16 protein-coding genes are annotated in these 19,049 nt (G+C 67.1%); 12 read left to right on the forward strand and 4 right to left on the reverse strand.

From position 1 onward, the window contains the following. Nucleotide 1 precedes the first annotated feature (1 nt). The 12 genes from asnS to ATCM_RS09350 all read left to right on the forward strand — a co-directional run bounded on the left by asnS (nt 2) and on the right by ATCM_RS09350 (nt 10,090). Nucleotides 2-1,396 carry an asparagine--tRNA ligase gene (asnS, locus tag ATCM_RS09295; RefSeq protein WP_132864255.1) on the forward strand — a complete coding sequence of 465 codons (1,395 nt, stop codon included), beginning with the start codon at nt 2-4 and terminating at the stop codon, nt 1,394-1,396. Nucleotides 1,397-1,504: 108 nt separating this feature from the next. Then, the gene (locus ATCM_RS09300) at nt 1,505-1,810 is read left to right on the forward strand and encodes a hypothetical protein (protein ID WP_132864256.1); all 306 of its coding nucleotides are present in this window, start codon (nt 1,505-1,507) and stop codon (nt 1,808-1,810) included. Beyond that, nucleotides 1,807-2,121, forward strand: coding sequence for a hypothetical protein (locus ATCM_RS09305; protein WP_132864257.1), 315 nt, complete (start codon nt 1,807-1,809; stop codon nt 2,119-2,121). Before ATCM_RS09300 ends, ATCM_RS09305 begins: the two co-directional genes overlap by 4 nt. 9 nt (nt 2,122-2,130) lie before the next feature. Then, nucleotides 2,131-2,769 (forward strand): FMN-binding negative transcriptional regulator, encoded by a 639-nt coding sequence (locus tag ATCM_RS09310; RefSeq protein ID WP_132864258.1) that lies wholly within the window; start codon nt 2,131-2,133, stop codon nt 2,767-2,769. Nucleotides 2,770-2,846: 77 nt separating this feature from the next. Then, the gene (can, locus tag ATCM_RS09315) at nt 2,847-3,509 is read left to right on the forward strand and encodes a carbonate dehydratase (protein WP_132864259.1); all 663 of its coding nucleotides are present in this window, start codon (nt 2,847-2,849) and stop codon (nt 3,507-3,509) included. A 101-nt stretch (nt 3,510-3,610) separates the two neighbouring features. Continuing rightward, the gene (locus tag ATCM_RS09320) at nt 3,611-4,138 is read left to right on the forward strand and encodes a 3-hydroxyanthranilate 3,4-dioxygenase (RefSeq protein WP_132864260.1); all 528 of its coding nucleotides are present in this window, start codon (nt 3,611-3,613) and stop codon (nt 4,136-4,138) included. Between the two features lie 55 nt (nt 4,139-4,193). After that, nucleotides 4,194-5,468, forward strand: a complete 1,275-nt coding sequence (gene kynU / locus ATCM_RS09325) for a kynureninase (RefSeq protein WP_132864261.1) — start codon at nt 4,194-4,196, stop codon at nt 5,466-5,468. A 19-nt stretch (nt 5,469-5,487) separates the two neighbouring features. Then, nucleotides 5,488-6,858, forward strand: coding sequence for an NAD(P)/FAD-dependent oxidoreductase (locus ATCM_RS09330; RefSeq protein WP_207911800.1), 1,371 nt, complete (start codon nt 5,488-5,490; stop codon nt 6,856-6,858). After that, nucleotides 6,858-8,300: an exodeoxyribonuclease I gene (gene sbcB / locus ATCM_RS09335; RefSeq protein WP_132864263.1), complete on the forward strand. Its 1,443-nt coding sequence runs from the start codon at nt 6,858-6,860 to the stop codon at nt 8,298-8,300. Before ATCM_RS09330 ends, sbcB begins: the two co-directional genes overlap by 1 nt. Further along, nucleotides 8,297-8,983, forward strand: coding sequence for a DUF2461 domain-containing protein (locus ATCM_RS09340; protein ID WP_132864264.1), 687 nt, complete (start codon nt 8,297-8,299; stop codon nt 8,981-8,983). Before sbcB ends, ATCM_RS09340 begins: the two co-directional genes overlap by 4 nt. Before the next feature lie 38 nt (nt 8,984-9,021). Next, on the forward strand, nt 9,022-9,525 hold the full coding sequence (locus ATCM_RS09345; protein WP_132864265.1) for an SRPBCC domain-containing protein: 504 nt from the start codon (nt 9,022-9,024) through the stop codon (nt 9,523-9,525). A gap of 16 nt (nt 9,526-9,541) precedes the next feature. Beyond that, nucleotides 9,542-10,090, forward strand: coding sequence for a DUF2939 domain-containing protein (locus tag ATCM_RS09350; RefSeq protein WP_132864266.1), 549 nt, complete (start codon nt 9,542-9,544; stop codon nt 10,088-10,090). 120 nt (nt 10,091-10,210) lie between these two features. Here the strand turns inward: ATCM_RS09350 and ATCM_RS09355 are convergent, their stop codons facing one another. From ATCM_RS09355 to ATCM_RS09370, 4 genes are all read right to left on the reverse strand, one after another. Further along, nucleotides 10,211-11,584 carry an NAD(P)/FAD-dependent oxidoreductase gene (locus tag ATCM_RS09355; RefSeq protein ID WP_132864267.1) on the reverse strand — a complete coding sequence of 458 codons (1,374 nt, stop codon included), beginning with the start codon at nt 11,582-11,584 and terminating at the stop codon, nt 10,211-10,213. A 407-nt stretch (nt 11,585-11,991) separates the two neighbouring features. Further along, nucleotides 11,992-12,936: a 5'-nucleotidase gene (locus ATCM_RS09360; RefSeq protein WP_132864268.1), complete on the reverse strand. Its 945-nt coding sequence runs from the start codon at nt 12,934-12,936 to the stop codon at nt 11,992-11,994. 78 nt (nt 12,937-13,014) lie between these two features. After that, the gene (locus ATCM_RS09365; RefSeq protein WP_132864269.1) at nt 13,015-13,779 is read right to left on the reverse strand and encodes an NAD kinase; all 765 of its coding nucleotides are present in this window, start codon (nt 13,777-13,779) and stop codon (nt 13,015-13,017) included. 253 nt (nt 13,780-14,032) lie between these two features. After that, the gene (locus ATCM_RS09370) at nt 14,033-19,012 is read right to left on the reverse strand and encodes an NAD-glutamate dehydrogenase domain-containing protein (protein WP_132864270.1); all 4,980 of its coding nucleotides are present in this window, start codon (nt 19,010-19,012) and stop codon (nt 14,033-14,035) included. Between the last annotated feature and the right edge of the window lie 37 nt (nt 19,013-19,049).

The following is a 19,049-nucleotide window of genomic DNA, read 5'->3' on the forward strand; positions in this document are numbered from 1 at the left end:
CATGACGGTGGTCAGCGTTGCACACGCCCTTGCCGGGAAGATCCCGGAAGGCGGAGAAGTCACGGTTCGCGGGTGGGTGCGCACGGTGCGCGGCTCGGCGGGGCTGGCCTTCGTCAACGTCAGCGACGGCTCGGGCTTTGCCCCGATCCAGGTCGTGGCTACCGACACGCTGTCCAATTTCGAAGAGATCAAGAGCCTGACCCCCAGCTGCTCGGTGATCGCCACCGGCACCCTGGTCAAGTCGCAGGGCAAGGGGCAGAGCTTCGAGATCCAGGCACAGACGCTGGAAGTAGTCGGCTGGGTCGAGGACCCGCTGACCTACCCGATCCAGCCCAAGCCGATGTCGCCGGAGTTCCTGCGTGAAGTGGCGCACCTGCGCCCGCGCACCAACCTGTTCGGTGCGGTCACCCGCATCCGCGACTGCCTGTCCAAGGCCGTGCACCGTTACTTCCACGAGAACGGCTTCTACTGGATCAGCACCCCGATCATCACCACCTCCGACGCCGAAGGCGCCGGCCAGATGTTCCGCGTCTCCACGCTGGACATGGCCAACCTGCCGCGCACCGGCAACGGCGAGATAGACTTCAGCCGCGACTTCTTCGGCAAGGAAACCTTCCTGACCGTGTCCGGCCAGCTCAACGTCGAGGCGTACTGCCTGGCACTGAGCAAGGTTTACACCTTCGGCCCGACCTTCCGCGCCGAGAACAGCCACACCACCCGCCACCTGGCCGAGTTCTGGATGGTGGAGCCGGAGATCGCCTTCGCCGACCTGGCCGAGGACGCGCGCGTGGCCGAGGAATTCCTGAAGTACCTGTTCCGCGCGGTGCTCGACGAGCGCGCCGACGACATGGCCTTCATCGCCGAGCGCGTGCAGAAGGACGCCATCACCCGCCTGGAGTCGTTCGTCAACGCACCGTTCGAGCGCATCGAGTACAGCGATGCGATCACCCTGCTGCAGAAGTCGGGCAAGAAGTTCGACTACCCGGTCGAATGGGGCCTGGACCTGCAGACCGAGCACGAGCGCTGGCTGACCGAGGAACACGTCGGCCGCCCGGTGGTGGTGACCAACTACCCCGAGCACATCAAGGCGTTCTACATGCGCCTGAACGACGACGGCAGGACCGTCGCGGCGATGGACGTGCTGGCCCCGGGCATCGGCGAGATCATCGGCGGCAGCCAGCGTGAAGAGCGCTTGGACGTGCTGGACGCGCGCATGGCGCAGTTTGGCCTGGATCCGGAGCACTACCAGTGGTACCGCGATTTCCGTCGCTACGGCTCGGTGCCGCACGCCGGCTTCGGCCTGGGCTTCGAGCGCCTGGTGGTCTACGTCTGCGGTCTGTCCAACATCCGCGACGCCATCCCCTACCCGCGCGCCCCGGGTTCGGCCGAGTTCTGATATCGACAGGAGCCTTGTGATGAGACAGCAGGTCGCCGTGAACACCGTCACCGCCCATGGCACGGCTGTCCGCCCTGCCCTTGCTTGCCGTCACCGGGCTCCGCGCGCATGACCCTGTTCTTCGCCCTGTGCTTCGTCGGCGTGGCCATCGCCGGGTTCAGCGCGCTGCTGATCTTCTGGCCGCTGACCCTGGTGCATGTCCGCGACCGCCACCCGGCGGTTGCCGACGGCTTTGGCGAGTTCGCCTTCCTCGATGGCAAGGCCTTGCGCTGGCTGGTCAGCGGCCGCTACCGCGCGCTTGATGACCGCGCGCTCAGCGGCCTGGCCACCCCGGCCCGGATCGCGTTGTACGTGATCTGGTTCGGGCTGGGCATGGCCGGCCTGCTTTGGCTCTATTCCCTGGTACTGAAATGAACGATTCCGACACGCCCACTGACCAGTGGTGGCTGGCCCAACTCGGCAACACCCTGATCTGGGCACGCCTGCGCGTGCGCCCGGCCGGCACCGCCGAGGTGCTGGACAGCGACGGCAACACGCTCAGCTATGACAGCGAGGACACCGCCCGCGCGCAGTTGTTCGACGCCGAATTCGTGGCCTACGACGGCCTGGACGAAGAGGATGCACTGGCACGCGGCTTCTCGCTGAGCGAGGTGCAGCCGCCGCAGGCCAGCGATGACGACGCCCTGCGCGGACGCATGGTGCAACTGCTCGGCGGGCGGGCCTGATCCGGGCCGATGTTCACCCCGGCCGCCTTCGCCGAAACCGATCTGCGCTGGCTGGACCTGCTGCTGGCGCGCGACCCGTTCGTCATCGTGCTGACCCTCGGCGCCGACGGCCTGCCGGAAGCCAGCCGGCTGCCGGTGCTGTACCGGCGTGAGGGCGACCGGATCGAGCTGAGCGGCCACTGGGCGCGGCCCAACCCGCAGGCCCGCCATTCCGGCGCGGCCAAGGTGCTGGTCAACGGACCGCACGGCTATGTGTCGGCCAGTTGGTACCCGGACAAGGAGGCCGCCTCGCGGGTCCCGACCTGGAACCATGCCGGCGCCGAGTTGACCGGGCAGCTGCACACCTTCGATGATGCCGACGGCCTTTCCCACCTGCTGGAACAGCTCAGCGACCATTTTGAGGCCCGCGCCGGCCAGGCCTGGCGCTTTGAACGCGACCATGCGCCCCACCAGTGCATGCTGCGCGGCATCGTCGGCTTCCGCTTCCAGGCACAGCGCGCCGAGATCACGCTGAAGTTCAGCCAGAACCATCCCGAATCCAACCAGCTGGCCGTCATCGATGCCCTCGATGCGCTGGCCGATGCCGACAACCGCGAACTTGCGCAGTGGATGCGCCGGTTCCGCCGCGGACTGGCCGGCGACGACTGACGACAACGCTTCCCGCGACGTCGTACCGCCCCACGGTGCGACGCCTTCTCCTACCTGATCGCAAGGGAATCCCAACGATGAAAGACATCCTCAAGCTGCTGCAGAACAATCGCGAATGGGCGGACCGGATCGAACGTGAAGACCCGGAGTTCTTCCACCAGCTGGCCAAGCAGCAGAACCCCGAATACCTGTGGATCGGCTGCTCCGACTCGCGCGTGCCGGCCAACCAGATCATCGGCATGGCGCCGGGCGAGGTGTTCGTGCACCGCAATGTCGCCAACGTGGTGGTGCATACCGACCTGAACTGCCTGAGCGTGATCCAGTACGCGGTGGACCAGCTCAAGATCAAGCACATCCTGATCGTCGGCCACTACGGTTGTGGCGGCGTGCATGCGGCGTTGAACAAGGTGCGCGTCGGCCTGGCCGACAACTGGCTGCGCCACGTCGGCGATGTCGCGCAGAAGCACAACGACATCCTGTCCCAGATCGAGGACCCGGAGCTGCGCCACGCCCGCCTGTGCGAACTGAACGTGATCGAGCAGGTGGTCAATGCCTGCCACTCGACCATCGTGCAGGACGCCTGGGCACGCGGCCAGAAGCTGATGGTGCACGGCTGGGTCTACAGCCTGCGCGACGGCCGGGTCAGCGAGATGGGCATCGACGTGGGGGGACCGGAAGAACTGCAGCCGGCCTACGAGAAGGCATTGTCGTTCGTGCCGCGGCGCGGCAAGCGGCACTGAGTCGTACGTTTGGGCTTACGCAAGAGAGCCCCCTCATCCGCCCCCTCGGGGCACCTTCTCTCGTCGGCGGGAGAAGGCAAACCTTCCGCCGGGACATCCGCATGCTTGCTTCCCCCATCAACCTGCCTGGCTGGATCGAGGAACACCGCCACCTGCTCAAGCCGCCGGTCGGCAACAAGATGATCGAGAACGGCGACTTCATCGTGATGGTGGTCGGCGGCCCCAACAGCCGCAGCGACTACCACTGGGACGAAGGCCCGGAGTGGTTCTACCAGCTGGAAGGCGAGATGGTGCTGCGCGTGCAGGAAGACGGCACGGTGCGCGACATCCCGATCCGGGCCGGCGAGATCTTCCTGCTGCCGCCGCGCGTGCCGCATTCGCCGCAGCGCATGCCCGGCTCGGTCGGGCTGGTGGTCGAGCGCAAGCGGCTGGAACATGAACTGGATGGATTCATGTGGTTCTGCCCAAGCTGCAACCACAAGATCTACGAGGAGTTCTTCCCGTTGAAGAACATCGAGACCGACCTGCCCAAGGTCTTCGATCGCTTCCATTCCTCGCTGCAGCACCGGACCTGCACGCAATGCGGCACGGTCCATCCGCTGCCCCAGCCGGCCACCCCGGAGGCCTGAGCCGGAGCGCGGTGCCGGGGTACACTGCGGGTTCTTTCTCGACGCCCGCACACCGATGAACGAAACCCTGTCCCCGGCCCACGCCACCGCACTGGATGCTGCCGATCCGCTGCGCCACCTGCGCAACCAGTTCCTGATCCCGCAGCACGACGCCGAGGACCAGATCTACTTCGTCGGCAACTCGCTGGGCCTGCAGCCCAAGGGTGCCAAGGCGATGGTGCAGGAGGTCATGGACCTGTGGGCGAGCATTGCCGTGGAGGGCCATTTCACCGGTCCCACGCACTGGATGAGCTACCACCGGCTGGTACGCGATTCGCTGGCCCGCGTGGTCGGCGCGCTGCCCGGCGAAGTGGTGGCAATGAACACGCTGAGCGTGAACCTGCACCTGATGATGGTCAGCTTCTACCGCCCGACCGCCGAGCGTCCGGCCATCGTGATGGAAGCCGGCGCATTCCCGACCGACCGCCATGCGGTCGAGGCGCAGATCCGCTTCCACGGCTTCAACCCGGACACAGACCTGATCGAGGTCCAGCCGGACGAGCCCAACGGCACTATTTCGATGGCCGCGATCGAGCGCGCCATCGCCGACAACGGCAAGCGCGTGGCGCTGGTGCTGTGGCCGGGCGTGCAGTACCGCACCGGCCAGGTGTTCGACCTGGGCGCGATCACCCGGCTGGCGCGTGCACACGGCGCCAACATCGGCTTCGACCTGGCCCATTCGGTCGGCAATGTGCCGCTGGCGTTGCACGACATCGCCCCGGACTTCGCAGTGTGGTGCCACTACAAGTACCTCAACGCTGGCCCCGGCGCGGTCGCCGGTTGCTTCGTGCACGAGCGCCATGCCAACGACACCACGCTGCCGCGCTTTGCCGGCTGGTGGGGCCACGAGCAGGCCACCCGCTTCCAGATGGCGCCGCAGTTCGTGCCGGAAGTCGGCGCCGAAGGCTGGCAGCTGAGCAACCCGCCGGTACTCGGCCTGGCCCCGCTGCGGGCCTCGCTGGCCTTGTTCGACGACGCCGGCATGCCGGCGCTGCGGGCCAAGTCCGAGCGCCTGACCGGCTACCTGGAAACGATGGTCCGCGCGCGCCTGGGCGAAGTGCTGCAGGTCATCACCCCGAGCGACATCGAACGCCGCGGCTGCCAGTTGTCGCTGCGCGTGAACGGCGGCCGCAGCCAGGGCCGCTCGCTGTTCGAATACCTGCAATCGGTGGGCGTGCTGGGCGATTGGCGCGAACCAGACGTGATCCGCATCTCGCCCACGCCGATGTACAACCGTTACCGCGATGTCTACCGCTTCATCGACGAAGTGGAAGCCTGGGCCGGTGTCTGAGCCTACGGAACCCCTGCATTTGACCACGACCGCTCCCCGCAGCCTTACCCTGATCGGCGCCGGCCTGGCCGGCTCGTTGCTCGCCATCCTGCTGGCGCGCCAGGGCTGGCGCATCACCATCTACGAACGTCGCGGCGATCCGCGCGTAGCCGACTACGAGTCCGGCCGCTCGATCAACCTGGCCCTGGCCGAGCGCGGACGCAACGCGCTGCGTCAGGCCGGCGTGGAAGACGCCGTGATGGCGCGCACGGTGATGATGCGCGGACGCATGGTGCATCCGCGTGGCGGCGGCGAGGAACTGCAGCGGTATGGGCGCGACGACAGCGAGGTGATCTGGTCGGTGCACCGCAAGGACCTCAATGTCACCTTGTTGCAGCTGGCCGAGCAGGCCGGTGCGCAGGTGCATTTCCACCGGCGCCTGCACACGGTGGATTTCGATGCCGGCTATGCACGCTTCATCGATGACCGCGATGACTCGCCGCATGACATCCACTTCGACACACCACTGATCGGCGCCGACGGCGCCGGCTCGGCGCTGCGCGCGGCGATGAACCGCAAGTCACCGCTGGGCGAGCGCATCGATTTCCTCGACCACTCGTACAAGGAACTGGAGATCCCGCCCGGTCCGGACGGCCGCTTCCTGATCGAGGGCAATGCCCTGCACATCTGGCCACGTGGCCGGTACATGTGCATCGCCCTGCCCAACGACGAGGGCACCTTCACCGTCACCCTGTTCCTGCCCAACGCCGGGGAGCCGAGCTTCGCCACGGTGCGCAGCGGAGCCGAAGCCGAGGCCCTGTTCCAGCGCGATTTCCCGGATGCGCTGGCGCTGATCCCCAACCTGCGCCAGGACTGGGAACAACACCCGCCGGGCCTGCTCGGCACGCTGTACCTGGACCGCTGGCACCAGGGTGGCAAGGCCGTGTTGATCGGTGATGCCGCGCATGCGATGGTGCCGTTCCACGGCCAGGGCATGAACTGCGCGTTCGAGGACTGCGTGGTGCTGGCCCGCAGGTTGGCCGAATGCGCGACCACCGAAGACGCCTTCGCTGCGTTCGAGGCCGAGCGCAAGCCCAATGCCGCGGCCATCCAGCAGATGGCGCTGGACAACTACCTTGAGATGCGCGACCGCGTGGCCGACCCGGCCTTCCTGCTGCAGCGCGAGCTGGAACAGGCCCTGCAGGCGCGCTGGCCGACCCGCTTCGTCCCGCACTACACGATGGTTACCTTCCTGCACACGCCGTATGCGCTCGCGCTGGAACGCACCCGCATCCAGCAGCGCATCCTGGCCGATGCCACCGCCGGCCACGACACGCTGGCGCACATCGACTGGGCCGCGCTGGAGCAGGTCGTGCACGCGCAGTTGCCCGTACTGGAGGGCGCGCACTAATGGCCGACAGCTTCCTGTTCTACGACCTGGAGACCTTCGGCCAGGACCCACGCCGCACCCGCATCGCGCAGTTCGCCGCGGTCCGTACCGACCCGCAACTGCGCGTGATCGACGAGCCGGTCAGCTTCTACGTCAAGCCGGCCGATGACCTGCTGCCCTCGCCCATCGCCACGCTGATCACCGGCATCACCCCGCAGCACGCGCTGGCCGACGGCGTCAGCGAAGCGGAGGCGTTCGCCCGCATCCAGGAGCTGATGGCACGCCCGAAGACCTGCACGCTGGGTTACAACACCCTGCGCTTCGACGATGAATTCGTCCGTTACGGGCTGTTCCGCAACTTCCATGATCCGTACGAACGCGAGTGGCGCAGCGGCAACTCGCGCTGGGACCTGCTCGACATGCTGCGCCTGGTCCACGCGCTGCGCCCGGAGGGCATCCAGTGGCCCACCCGCGAGGACGGCGCCACCTCGTTCAAGCTGGAACACCTCGCGTTGGCCAACGACGTGCGCGAAGGCGATGCCCACGAGGCACTGTCCGACGTCTACGCCACCATCGGCATGGCGCGTCGCTTCCAGCAGGCGCAGCCACGCATGTGGGAGTACGCGCTGCGCCTGCGCGACAAGCGCTTCGTCGCCAGCCTGCTCGACGTGGTGGCGATGCAGCCGGTACTGCACATCTCCATGCGCTACCCGGCCAGCCGGCTGTGCGCGGCCCCGGTACTGCCGCTGGCCCACCATCCGCATATCAACAACCGGGTGATCGTGTTCGATCTGGAAGGCGACGTCGACGCGCTGATGGACCTGTCGGTGGAGGAGATCACCCAGCGCCTGTACACCCGCGCCGCCGACCTGCCCGAAGGCCAGCAGCGCGTACCGCTGAAAGAGGTCCACCTCAACAAGGTGCCGGCGCTGGTGGCCTGGAACCACCTGCGCGCGCCCGACTTCCAGCGCCTGGCCATCGACCCGGCCGAGGTCGAAGCCAAGGCCGAAAGGCTGCGCGCGATCGGCCCGGCACTGGCCGAGAAGGCCCGTAAGGTGTTCGCCCGCGAACGCGGCCAGGAAGGCCCGGTCGACGCCGACGCCTCGCTGTACGACGGCTTCCTGGCCGAAGGCGACAAGGGCCTGCTGAGCAAGGTCCGCACCGCCCCACCGGAGGCACTCCAGGCGCTGGAACAACGCTCCCGTGACCCGCGCCTGCCGGAGCTGCTGTTCCGCTACCGCGCCCGCAACCACCCGCAATCGCTGGATGCGACCGCGCGCTCACGCTGGGATGCGTATCGTCGCCAGCGACTGCTCGACGTGCCCGGCCTGTCCGAACAGACCTTGCCGGCGTATTTCGCGCAGATCACCGCACTCCGTTCCGAACACCAGGACAACCCGGCTTCCCTCGCCCTGCTCGACGCGCTGGACCAGTGGGGCAACGACCTGCAGACCACGCTATGACCCAGTACTTCAGCGACGCCAGCTACAAATTCCTGCGCGGCCTGGCCCGGCACAACGACAAGGCTTGGTTTGCCGAGCACAAGCAGCAGTACGAAGAGTATGTACGGCAGCCGTTCCTGCGCCTGATCACCGACCTGCAGCCAGACCTGACCGAGGTCAGCGCGCACTTCCGTGCCGACCCACGCACCGTCGGTGGTTCGCTGTTCCGCATCTACCGCGACTCGCGCTTCTCCAACGACAAGACGCCATACAAGACCTGGCAGGGCGCACGGCTGTTCCACGAACGCCGCAAGGAAGTCCCCGCGCCGTCGTACTACATCCACTTGGCACCGGGCGAGAACTTCATTGGTGCCGGCATCTGGCATCCGGAGCCGGACACCCAGCGCAAGCTGCGTCAGTTCATCTTCGACAACCCGGGCAGCTGGAAGGCCGCCGCACATGCGCCGGCGGTGCGCAAGCGCTACGACTTCGAGACCAGCGAGAAACTGGTGCGCCCGCCGCGCGGCTTCCCCGCCGATTTTGAGTTCATCGATGACCTCAAGCATCGCAACTGGGTGCTGTGGCGCGCCATCGACGACGACACCATGACCGGGCCGCGCCTGCGCCAAACACTGGCCAAGGACCTGGCCGCCCTGGCGCCGTTCGTCGACTACCTGTGCGCGGCACTGGACCTGGAGTTCTGAGCCGGGGTTCACGCAGCCAACACGGATTTGCGGCAACCTTGCCTGCAACCCTCCCGGACCCCACTGCCATGGCCAGCATCCACCACCAGCTCTGGATCGACGCTCCCCTGGCCACCGTCTATGAAGCCCTGGCCTCGGCCCAGGGCCTGAGCCGCTGGTGGATCCCCCACCAGCACCATGTCATCGATGGCGAGCCGGTCATCAGCCACAACCCCGGTGGTGCGCATGGCGTGGTGGCGATGAAGCTGCTGGAGGCCGTACCCGGCCAACGCGTGCGGCTGGAGGTCATCAGCCATCACCCGGCGCTCAGCCCGGCCTCGTCCTGGGCCGGGACCGAAATCCGCTTCGACCTCTCGCGCCGGGCCAGCCCCGGCGCGTGGCGCGGCCTGCCGCACGAAGGCGAGCCGATGACCGTGGTGGAGTTCCAGCACCTGGGCTGGGACCCCGACAGCGAGTACTTCGGCTTCTGCAGCCAGGCGTGGGCCGAAACCCTGGTGATGCTGCGTCGTTGGGCCGAATCGCAGGCCGGCGGACGGCAGTGAGCCGCAGGAGCAGACGATGAAGAAATGGATCCTTCCGGCGGTCATCCTGGTCGCCCTGGCGCTGGCCGGCTATGTCATTGGCGGCCCTTACCTCGCCATCCACGGCATCAGCCGTGCCATCGAGGAACGCGACACCGGCCGCCTGCAACGTCACGTCGACTTCCCGGCGTTGCGGGTCAACCTCAAGGCCCAGCTCAGCGACTACATGGTGCGCAAGGCCGGTCCCGACGCGCAGTCCAATCTTTTCGGCGCGGTGCTGCTGGGCGTGGCCAGCAACGTGACCGGCGCCGGCGTCGACACGATGGTGACCCCCATCGGCGTGGCCGCCCTGCTGCAGGGCGACAGCCTGTGGAAGCGTGCCATCGGCAACACCGCCAATGGCGATACCTGGGGCCCGCCCGCGCCGGCCAAGCCCCTGGCCAACACCCAGGGCCACTACGAATCGCTGTCGCGCTTCACCGCCACCACTCGCCTGGAGGATGGCCGCGAAGTGGTATTCGTGCTGAGCCGGCAAGGGCTGCGCTGGCGGCTGACCAACATCCAGTTGCCGCTGCAAACGTCGTAGCCGCGCGTCCACGCGCGAAACGCCCCCTGCCCCCAGCGCGCAGCCACGCTGCGTTGCGGGTAATCCGTGCAGGGCATGGCCCGGCACGACCAGGGCGCCGGTTGTCGGCGCCCTCCCCGCTCAGGCAATACGCCGCTGCGGTTCCTCGACCACGCTGTCGGCCAGGAACGCCTCCAGCGAATCATCCATCGCCTCCATCCACGGCGTGTGGTGTGGCGGCGCGAGGGTACCGGTCAGCACCGAGCGATAGCTGCAGTTGCGGTAGCCGAGGATGTCGTCCTTCTTGTCGTGCTTCCACTGCTTGAACAGGTCGGCAACCGCTTCGACGTTGAAGTCGGGATAGTCGGTCGCATCCAGCAGGTCGCGCACATAGGCGGTCTGGAAATCGATGTCCTGCTCGACCGAGGTGGTGGCCTCCTCACGGGCCACCCAGTCCTGGCTGTCGGCCCGCATCCGCGCCCCCTCCGGCAAGGCGATCCGCCCGAGGATCACGTCGCGCGCGTACCAGGCCTGCGCATCGAACATGTTGAACGTGTAGTACTGGTCCTGCATGCCCAGGTAGATCAGGTTCGGGTTGTCGATCCAGAACACGCCCTTGTATAGGTCCGGCGGGTACAGCCGGTTGCGGGTGCGCAGGGTCAGCGCATCCGGCAGGAACGGGAAGTGATGCTGGTAGCCGGTGCACAGCACGATGGCATCCACGTCCTTGCTGCTGCCATCGGCGAAATGCGCGGTGGTGCCTTCCACGCGCAGCAGCAGCGGCCGCTCGTCGAATGCCTCCGGCCAGTCATAGCCCATCGACGCGCTGCGATAGCTGTAGGTCACCGACCTGGCACCGTACTTGTGGCATTGGGTACCGATGTCCTCGGCCGAGTAGCTGCTGCCGACCAGCAACAGGTCCTTGCCGGTGAACTCGCAGGCATCGCGGAAGTCATGCGCATGCAGCACGCGTCCCGGGAAGCGCTCCAGCCCTTCGAAGAACGGTGCGTTAGGCGTGGAGAAATGGCCGGTGGCGACGATGACGCGGTCAAACTCCTCGCTTACCAGCTCGTCCTTCTTCAGGTCACGCACGGTCACGGTGAAGCGCTGGGTCTGCTCGGAGTAGTCCACCCATTGCACTGCCATGTTGAAGCGGATCTGGTCGCGCACGCCGCTCTTTTCGATGCGGCCCATGATGTAGTCGCGCAGCACGGCGCGCGGCGGGTAGGAGGCGATCGGGCGGCCAAAATGCTCTTCGAAGCTGTAGTCGGCGAATTCCAGCGCTTCCTTCGGGCCGTTCGACCAGAGGTAGCGGTACATGCTGCCGTGTACAGGTTCGCCATAGGCATCCAGCCCGGTGCGCCATGTGTAGTTCCACATTCCCCCCAGATCGGACTGCTTCTCGAAGCAGACGATCTCCGGTACCTGTGCACCCGCGCGGCGGGCGGATTCAAATGCACGCAGTTGTGCCAGGCCGCTCGGGCCGGCACCAAGAATGGCGATACGCATGGTCATTCGGGTTGTTTCTCCTGTGTAGCTGCTGCCGTGCAGGCACGACAACACTGCGCAAGGGCGCGTTATGCACGGGCGGGAGAGACAATGCGTCCGGTCCCGCGCCGCGCGCGAAACACCCGGCCGCCACGCAAGGCAGCACGACGAGGGATTGGCGAATTCAAGCCACCGGTCGGGGAACAGGCCCCGCCCCTTCATCACCGGGTGGGTGCTGTGCGGGCGGGTGATCTGCCGCTTGCGTGCAGATGGAAAAGGACGCGACAGGATTGTCGCTGGGTCAAGACGAGGCCCGCGAAAGCGGTTTCATCCTAACATGCGTTGCATGGCGGTTTGCAAACCGACCACGGCAGCGCCGAGCGATGCTCGGCGAGGAGTGTTGGCCTCGCGACCGAAGTTGCTCCTGCCGCGGATCAATCGGGGTTGGCGACGCCATGCGGCACGTGGCCGGCGGTCACATGCTGGCGTGCGCTGTCGATGTTGTGCTGCGAATCGTCGAAGAAGATGTCCGCGCCGAAGGCTTCCAGGAATGGCCCCTTGTGGCGGCCGCCCAGGAACAGGGCTTCATCCAGGCGCACCCCCCATTCGCGCAGGGTGCGGATCACGCGCTCATGCGCCGGCGCCGAGCGCGCGGTGACCAGCGCAGTGCGGATGGGCGCTGCCTCGCCAGGCGGAAAGGCCGCCTGCAGCGCATGCAGGGCGGAAAGGAAGTTGCGGAACGGGCCGCCACTGAGCGGCTCGTGCGCGCGTTCGCGTTCGTGCCGGCCAAATGCCTCGACGCCCTGCTCGCGCGAAATGCGTTCGCTCTCGTCGCTGAAGATCACCGCGTCACCATCGAAGGCGATGCGCAGCTGGGTGCTCGGACGCCCGGTATCGGTTGCCGCGGCGGTGGCGGCGAGCACGTCGGCGGCGCTCTGCGGCAGGATCGTCGCCGCGGCGATGCCATGCACCAATGCACGCCGCACCGATTCGGGGTTGGCCGACAGGAACAGATCGGTGCCGAACGGCTTCACGTACGGCCAGGTGGGCTCGCCGGCGGTGAAGGTGGCGCGCACGATGTCCAGCCCGTAATGCTGGATCGAGTTGAAGATGCGCAGGCCGGTGTCGGCGGAGTTGCGCGACAACAGGATCACCTCCACCCGCGGGGTGTCTTCCGGTGCACCGTCGTTGAGGGCCAACAGCTTGCGTACCACCGGGAAAGCCACGCCCGGCTTGAGGATGTCGTCCTCGTGCTCGCGCTGGTAGGCCGCGTAGGCCTCCACCCCTTCGCGTTCGAACAACGCATGCCCTTCCTCGAGGTCGAACAAGGCGCGCGAAGTCACCGCGACGGTGAGGAGCCGGGGAGTGTTGTCACCCATGAACGAGGAACCCAGTGATATCGAAGAGCGGGGCCCAGTCTACCCGGAACCCCGTGCAACGGCGGTCACGCCGCCCACTCAGAACATGAACTGCTCGCTGAGGATGCGCTCTTCGAGGTTGTGCTCGGGGTCGAACAGCAAGGTGACCTGGCGCTCGCGCGATTCGCGGATGGTGACTTCCACCACGTCGCGGGTTTCGTGCGAATCGGCGGTGACGCTGACCGGGCGCTTGTAGGGGTCCAGCACCCGGAAGCGCACCTCAGTGTCGGCCTTGAGGATCGCCCCGCGCCAGCGGCGCGGCCGGTAGGGGGCCAGCGGAGTCAAAGCGATGGTGTTGGAGCCCAGCGGCAGGATCGGACCATGCGCGGAATAGTTGTAGGCGGTGCTGCCGGCGGGCGTGGAGACCAGCACACCGTCGCAGATCAGCTCTTCCACCCGCTGCTGGCCATTGAGATCGATGCCGATGTGCGCGGCCTGGCGGGTCTGCCGCAGCATCGAGACGTCGTTGTAGGCCAGCGAACCGGTGCTGGTACCGGATTCGGTCAGCGCGATCATCTCCAGCGGGCGCAGGTGCGCCGGCTCGGCCTGGGCCAGGCGTTCGACCAGGTCTTCGTCGCGGTGGTGGTTCATCAGGAAACCCACCGTGCCGAGCTTCATCCCGAACACCGGCTTGCCCTTGTTGCCGTGCCGGTGCAGGGTCTGGAGCATGAAGCCGTCGCCGCCCAACGGGCAGATCACGTCGGCATTTTCCGGATCATGGTCGCCATAGCGGGCCGCCAGCGTGGCGCGGGCCTGCTGCGCGGCGTCGACGGAACTGGCCAGGAAAGCAATTCGGGGGGACACGGGCGTCTTCGGGTTCGGCTCAGGGGGCGAGGATAACCCGCTGAGGCTGAAGCGACAGCATTGCTTTCATGCGTGGGGTTTCCTGTTGCTGCCTCTTGCCCTCACCCCTCTCCCGCGAGCGGGAGAGGCTCCAGTCCGCCAAGACTGCTTCAAGCCCCTCTCCCGCCCGCGGGAGGGGGGAGGGAAAAACAAAAACACCGGAAACAAAAAAGCCGGGCCCGCTCACGCGGGCCCGGCCTTCAAACCATCAGCTTCAGACGCCGTGCGCGGCCAGCTGGCCCAGGCGCTGCACCGCCACCGACACGGTCGGGTAGTCCAGCGTCTTCTGCTCGGCCAACTCGGCCAGCATCGACAGCGTGAAGCGCAGGCTGCTGTCGTCCCGGTTCAACCAGGCCGCCACCTTGGCCTCGGCCGAGGCGCCCTTCATCGACAGCACCTGGCCGGTCAGGTTGCGCTGGTGCGCGGCCAGTTCGTCGCGCAGCACGCCACGGGCCACCGCATGCCAGCGACCATTGACCTCCAGCGCGTCGATCTGCTCGAACAGCCACGGCATCTGCAGGGCTTCGCCCAGGCGGAAGTGGACCTTGGACACGTCCACCGGCTTGAGCTTGCGGGTACGCGCCAGCTCGATGATGTCGAACGCCGGCTCCAGGAAGTGCAGTTCGGACAGCTGCTGTGCCAGTGCCGCCGGCAGACCCTTCTCCTTCCACTGCTTGACGCTGGCCTCGTAGGCCGGGCGCTGCGAATCCGGCAGCACGCCCGAGGCGACGCGGATGTCGTTGAACGGCCCCTGGTAGCGATCGACCGCAGCGGTGATGCCCGGCATCGCACCCGGACGGTTCAGCAGCCAACGCACGAACGAACGCTGCAGCTTCCAGATCACTTCCAGCGCATCGACCTGCACGGCCTCCGGCAGGGTGCCGTCGAGTGCGTCGATCTGCGTCCACAGCGCACGGGCATCCAGCGTCTCGCGGCTGATGGTGTAGGCCTTGGCGACCTCGGCCACGGTACGGCCGGTGTCCTCCTGCATGCGCATCAGGAAGGTGGCGCCCATGCGGTTGATGGTCTGGTTGGTCACCGCCGTGGCGATGATCTCGCGCTTCAGGCGGTGGCGGTCCATCGCATCGGCGTACTTCTTCTGCAGCGGCTGCGGGAAGTAACGCAGCAGCTCCTTGGACAGGTACGGGTCCTCCGGGATGTCCGATTCCAGCAGCTGCTGGAAGGCGACGATCTTGGAGTACGACAGCAGCACCGCCAGCTCCGGGCGAGTCAGGCCCAGGCCACGCAGCTTGCGTGCCGACAGCTCGGCGTCGGACGGCAGGAACTCGATCTGGCGATCCAGCAGGCCCTGCTGTTCCAGCGTGCGGATGAAGTGCTGCTTCGACCCCAGGCGGGTCGCGCTCATGCGCTCCATCAGGCTCAGCGCCTGGTTCTGGCGGTAGTTGTCCATCAGCACCAGCTCGGCGACCTCGTCGGTCATCGACGCCAGCAGCTTGTTGCGCTGGTCGACGGTGAGCTTCTTGGCGCGCACCACGTCGTTGAGCAGGATCTTGATGTTGACTTCATGGTCGGAGGTGTCCACACCGGCCGAGTTGTCGATGAAGTCGGTGTTGAGCAGCACGCCCACCTGCGCGGCCTCGATGCGGCCCAGCTGGGTCATGCCCAGGTTGCCGCCCTCGCCCACCACCTTGCAGCGCAGCTCGCCACCGTTGACGCGCAGCGCGTTGTTGGCGCGGTCGCCCACGTCGGCGTTGGTCTCGGCGGAGGACTTGACGTAGGTGCCGATGCCGCCGTTCCACAGCAGGTCCACCGGCGCCTTCAGCGCGGCGTTGATCAGGTCGGTCGGGGTCATCGCCTTGATGCTGGCATCGATGCCCAGGGCCTCGCGCACCTGCGGGGTGATCTCGATCGACTTGAGCGAACGCGGGTAGATGCCGCCGCCCTTGCTGATCAGCTTGCTGTCGTAGTCCGCCCAGCTCGAGCGCGGCACGGTGAACATGCGCGCACGTTCCTTGAACGAGCTCGCGGCCACCGGGTTCGGGTCCAGGAAGATGTGGCGGTGGTCGAACGCGCAGACCAGGCGGATGTGCTCGGACAGCAGCATGCCGTTGCCGAACACGTCGCCGGACATGTCGCCGATGCCGACCACGGTGAAGTCCTGCTTCTGGCAGTCGCGGCCCAGTGCACGGAAGTGGCGCTTGACCGACTCCCACGCACCGCGCGCGGTGATGCCCATGCCCTTGTGGTCGTAGCCGACCGAACCACCGGAAGCGAACGCGTCGTCCAGCCAGAAGCCGTGCGCGCGGGCGATGCCGTTGGCGGTGTCGGAGAAGGTCGCGGTGCCCTTGTCGGCGGCCACCACCAGGTACGGATCGTCCTGGTCATGGCGCACCACGCCCACCGGCGGCACGATCTTGTTGTTGACGATGTTGTCGGTGATGTCCAGCAGGCCGTTGATGAAGCGCTTGTAGCAGGCCACGCCCTCGGCGAACCACGCATCGCGGTCCACCGACGGGTCCGGCAATTGCTTGGCGAAGAAGCCACCCTTCGAGCCGACCGGCACGATCACGGTGTTCTTCACCATCTGTGCCTTGACCAGGCCCAGCACTTCGGTGCGGAAGTCCTCGCGGCGGTCGGACCAGCGCAGGCCGCCACGGGCCACCGGGCCGAAGCGCAGGTGGGTACCTTCCACGCGCGGGCCGCACACGAAGATCTCGCGGTACGGGCGCGGCTTGGGCAGGTCCGGCACCTTGGCGGCATCGAACTTGAAGCTGATGTAGTCGGCCGGGCCGCCATCGGCACGCAGGCCGTCCTTGCGCGGCATGTAGTAGCTGGTGCGCAGGGTGGCTTCGATCACGCCGATGAAGCTGCGCAGGATGCGGTCCTCGTCCAGGCTGGAGACGCCGTCGAGCAGCTTGACCAGCACCTCGTGGACCAGCGCCATGCGTGCATCGCGGCTGCCCTTGCGCGCCTTGACCACGCCGTCGAGCAGCTTGAGGGTGGCCGCGTCGCCACCGGCCAGCGCCTTGAACTGGGCCAGCTGGGCGTCCAGCGCGGCGGCGTCCACGGCCGGGGCCGGGTCGAAGCGGGCTTCAAACAGCTCCACGATCAGGCGCGCCAGCAGCGGGTAGCGGCTGAAGGTGCCTTCCACGTAGGACTGCGAGAACGGCACGCCGATCTGCAGCAGGTACTTGCAGTAGCCACGCAGCATCGAGACCTGGCGCCAGTCCAGGCCGGCGGCCAGCACCAGGCGGTTGAAGCCGTCGTTCTCGGCGTCGCCGCGCCACACGCGGGCGAAGGCATCGCTGAAACCGGCATTGGCCGCGGCGGCATCGATGCCCGGCACGGTCGATTCGACCTCGAAGTCCTGCACGTAGACCGGCGCGTCATCGACCATCAGCCGGTATGGGCGCTCGGCGACCACGCGCAGGCCCATGTTCTCCATCATCGGCAGCACGTCCGACAGCGGGATGTCGTCGAGCTGGCGGTACAGCTTCAGGCGCAGGCCATCGACGTCGTCGCGGCGGATCGACTGCAGGCTCAGGCGCAGGTCTTCCGGACCGGTCAGCGCGTCCAGCTGGGCCACGTCGGCCGCGGCGATCTCGGCGCTGGAGTCCTCGATGTAGCCGGCCGGCAGTGCCTTGCCGATGCGGGCGGCGATACGCAGGCCTTCGGTTTCACCGTGGCTTGCGACCAGCGCTTCACGCAGGTCGTCCTGCCAGTTGCGCAGCACGTGGGCCAGGCGCTTTTCCAGGCCTTCGGTATCCAGCTCCAGGCTCTGGCCGGCCTTCGGGCGCACGATCAGGTGTACCTGGGCCAGCGGCGAGTCGCCCAGCACCACGCTGGAGTCCACGTGCTCGCCCTGCAGCGCATCCTTGAGCAGGCTCTCGATGCGCAGGCGCACGTCGGTGTTGAAGCGTTCGCGCGGCAGGAACACCAGCGCGGAAATGAAACGGCTGAACTTGTCGCGGCGCAGGAACAGGCGACTGCGCACGCGCTCCTGCAGGCCCAGCACGCCGATGGCGGTGCGGAACAGCTCATCCTGGCTGGACTGGAACAGCTCCTCGCGCGGCAGCGACTCCAGGATGTGGCGCAGCGCCTTGCCGCTGTGGCTGGACAGGCTCAGGCCCGAGCGCGCCATCACGCCTTCATAGCGCTGGCGCACCAGCGGGATTTCCCACGGGCGACGGTTGTAGGCGCTGGAGGTGAACAGGCCCAGGAAGCGCTGCTCGCCGATGATCTTGCCCTTGGCGTCGAACTCCAGCACGCCGATGTAGTCCATGTAGCCGCCGCGGTGGATGCGCGAGCGGGCATTGGTCTTGGTCAGGATCAGCGCGTCGTCCAAGCCGCCGCTGGTGTTCAGGCCCTGCGCGGCCAGGCCCTTGACCGGGCGCGCCAGCGAGGTGTCCTTGCCGCGCATCAGGCCCAGGCCGGTGCCGTTCTGGGCGACCAGCACTTCCTCCTTGCCCTGCTTCTCGACCTTGTACTCGCGGTAGCCGAAAAAGGTGAAATGGTTGTCCGCGGCCCAGCGCAGGAACTCCTGCGCCTCCACGCGCGAGGCCTTGCTGACCGGCAGCGCACGCTTGCCCAGGTCATCGGCCAGCGCCTGCGCCTTGGCCTTCATCGGCTCCCAGTCCTTGACGATGGCGCGCACGTCGTCCAGCGCCTCGGACACGCGCTTGGCCACTGCGTCCAGCTCGGCCGCCGGCTGGCGGTCGATCTCCAGCAGCATCACCGATTCCAGCGCGCCCTCACCCACGCCGGCAAGCTTGCCGGCCTTGTCGCGGGAAATGGCGATCACCGGATGGCCCAGCACGTGCACGCCAATGCCCTGCTCGGCCAGCGCCAGGGTCACGGTGTCGACCAGGAACGGCATGTCGTCGTTGACGATCTGCAGCACGGTGTGCGCCGACTCCCAGCCATCGGCCTTCAGGGTCGGGTTGAACACGCGGACGTTGGCCTTGCCCGCCTTGCGGGTACGTGCGAACTCCAGCATGCCGGCGGCCAGCACGGCCCAGTCATCGGCCGAGTGCAGCTTGAACTCATCCCCTTCCATGCGCTTGTAGAAGGCCGAGGCGAATGCGACCGCCTGGGCCTGCGCCGCGGCGGGATAGCGCTTGCGCAGGGCAGCGAAGACCGGCTCCAGCGACAGCGCAGCGTCAGCGGGGACGTGCTTGGCCAGGGGCGTGCTCTTCGGTTTGACGGACTTTGCAGCAGGCTTTTGCGATTTCATGTCGGAGCTTCGGGTAGGGCTCGTTGAAGGTGCGGCG

The organism is Stenotrophomonas sp. ATCM1_4 (genome assembly GCF_004348115.1).
In the GTDB taxonomy this organism is placed as follows: domain Bacteria; phylum Pseudomonadota; class Gammaproteobacteria; order Xanthomonadales; family Xanthomonadaceae; genus Stenotrophomonas; species Stenotrophomonas capsici.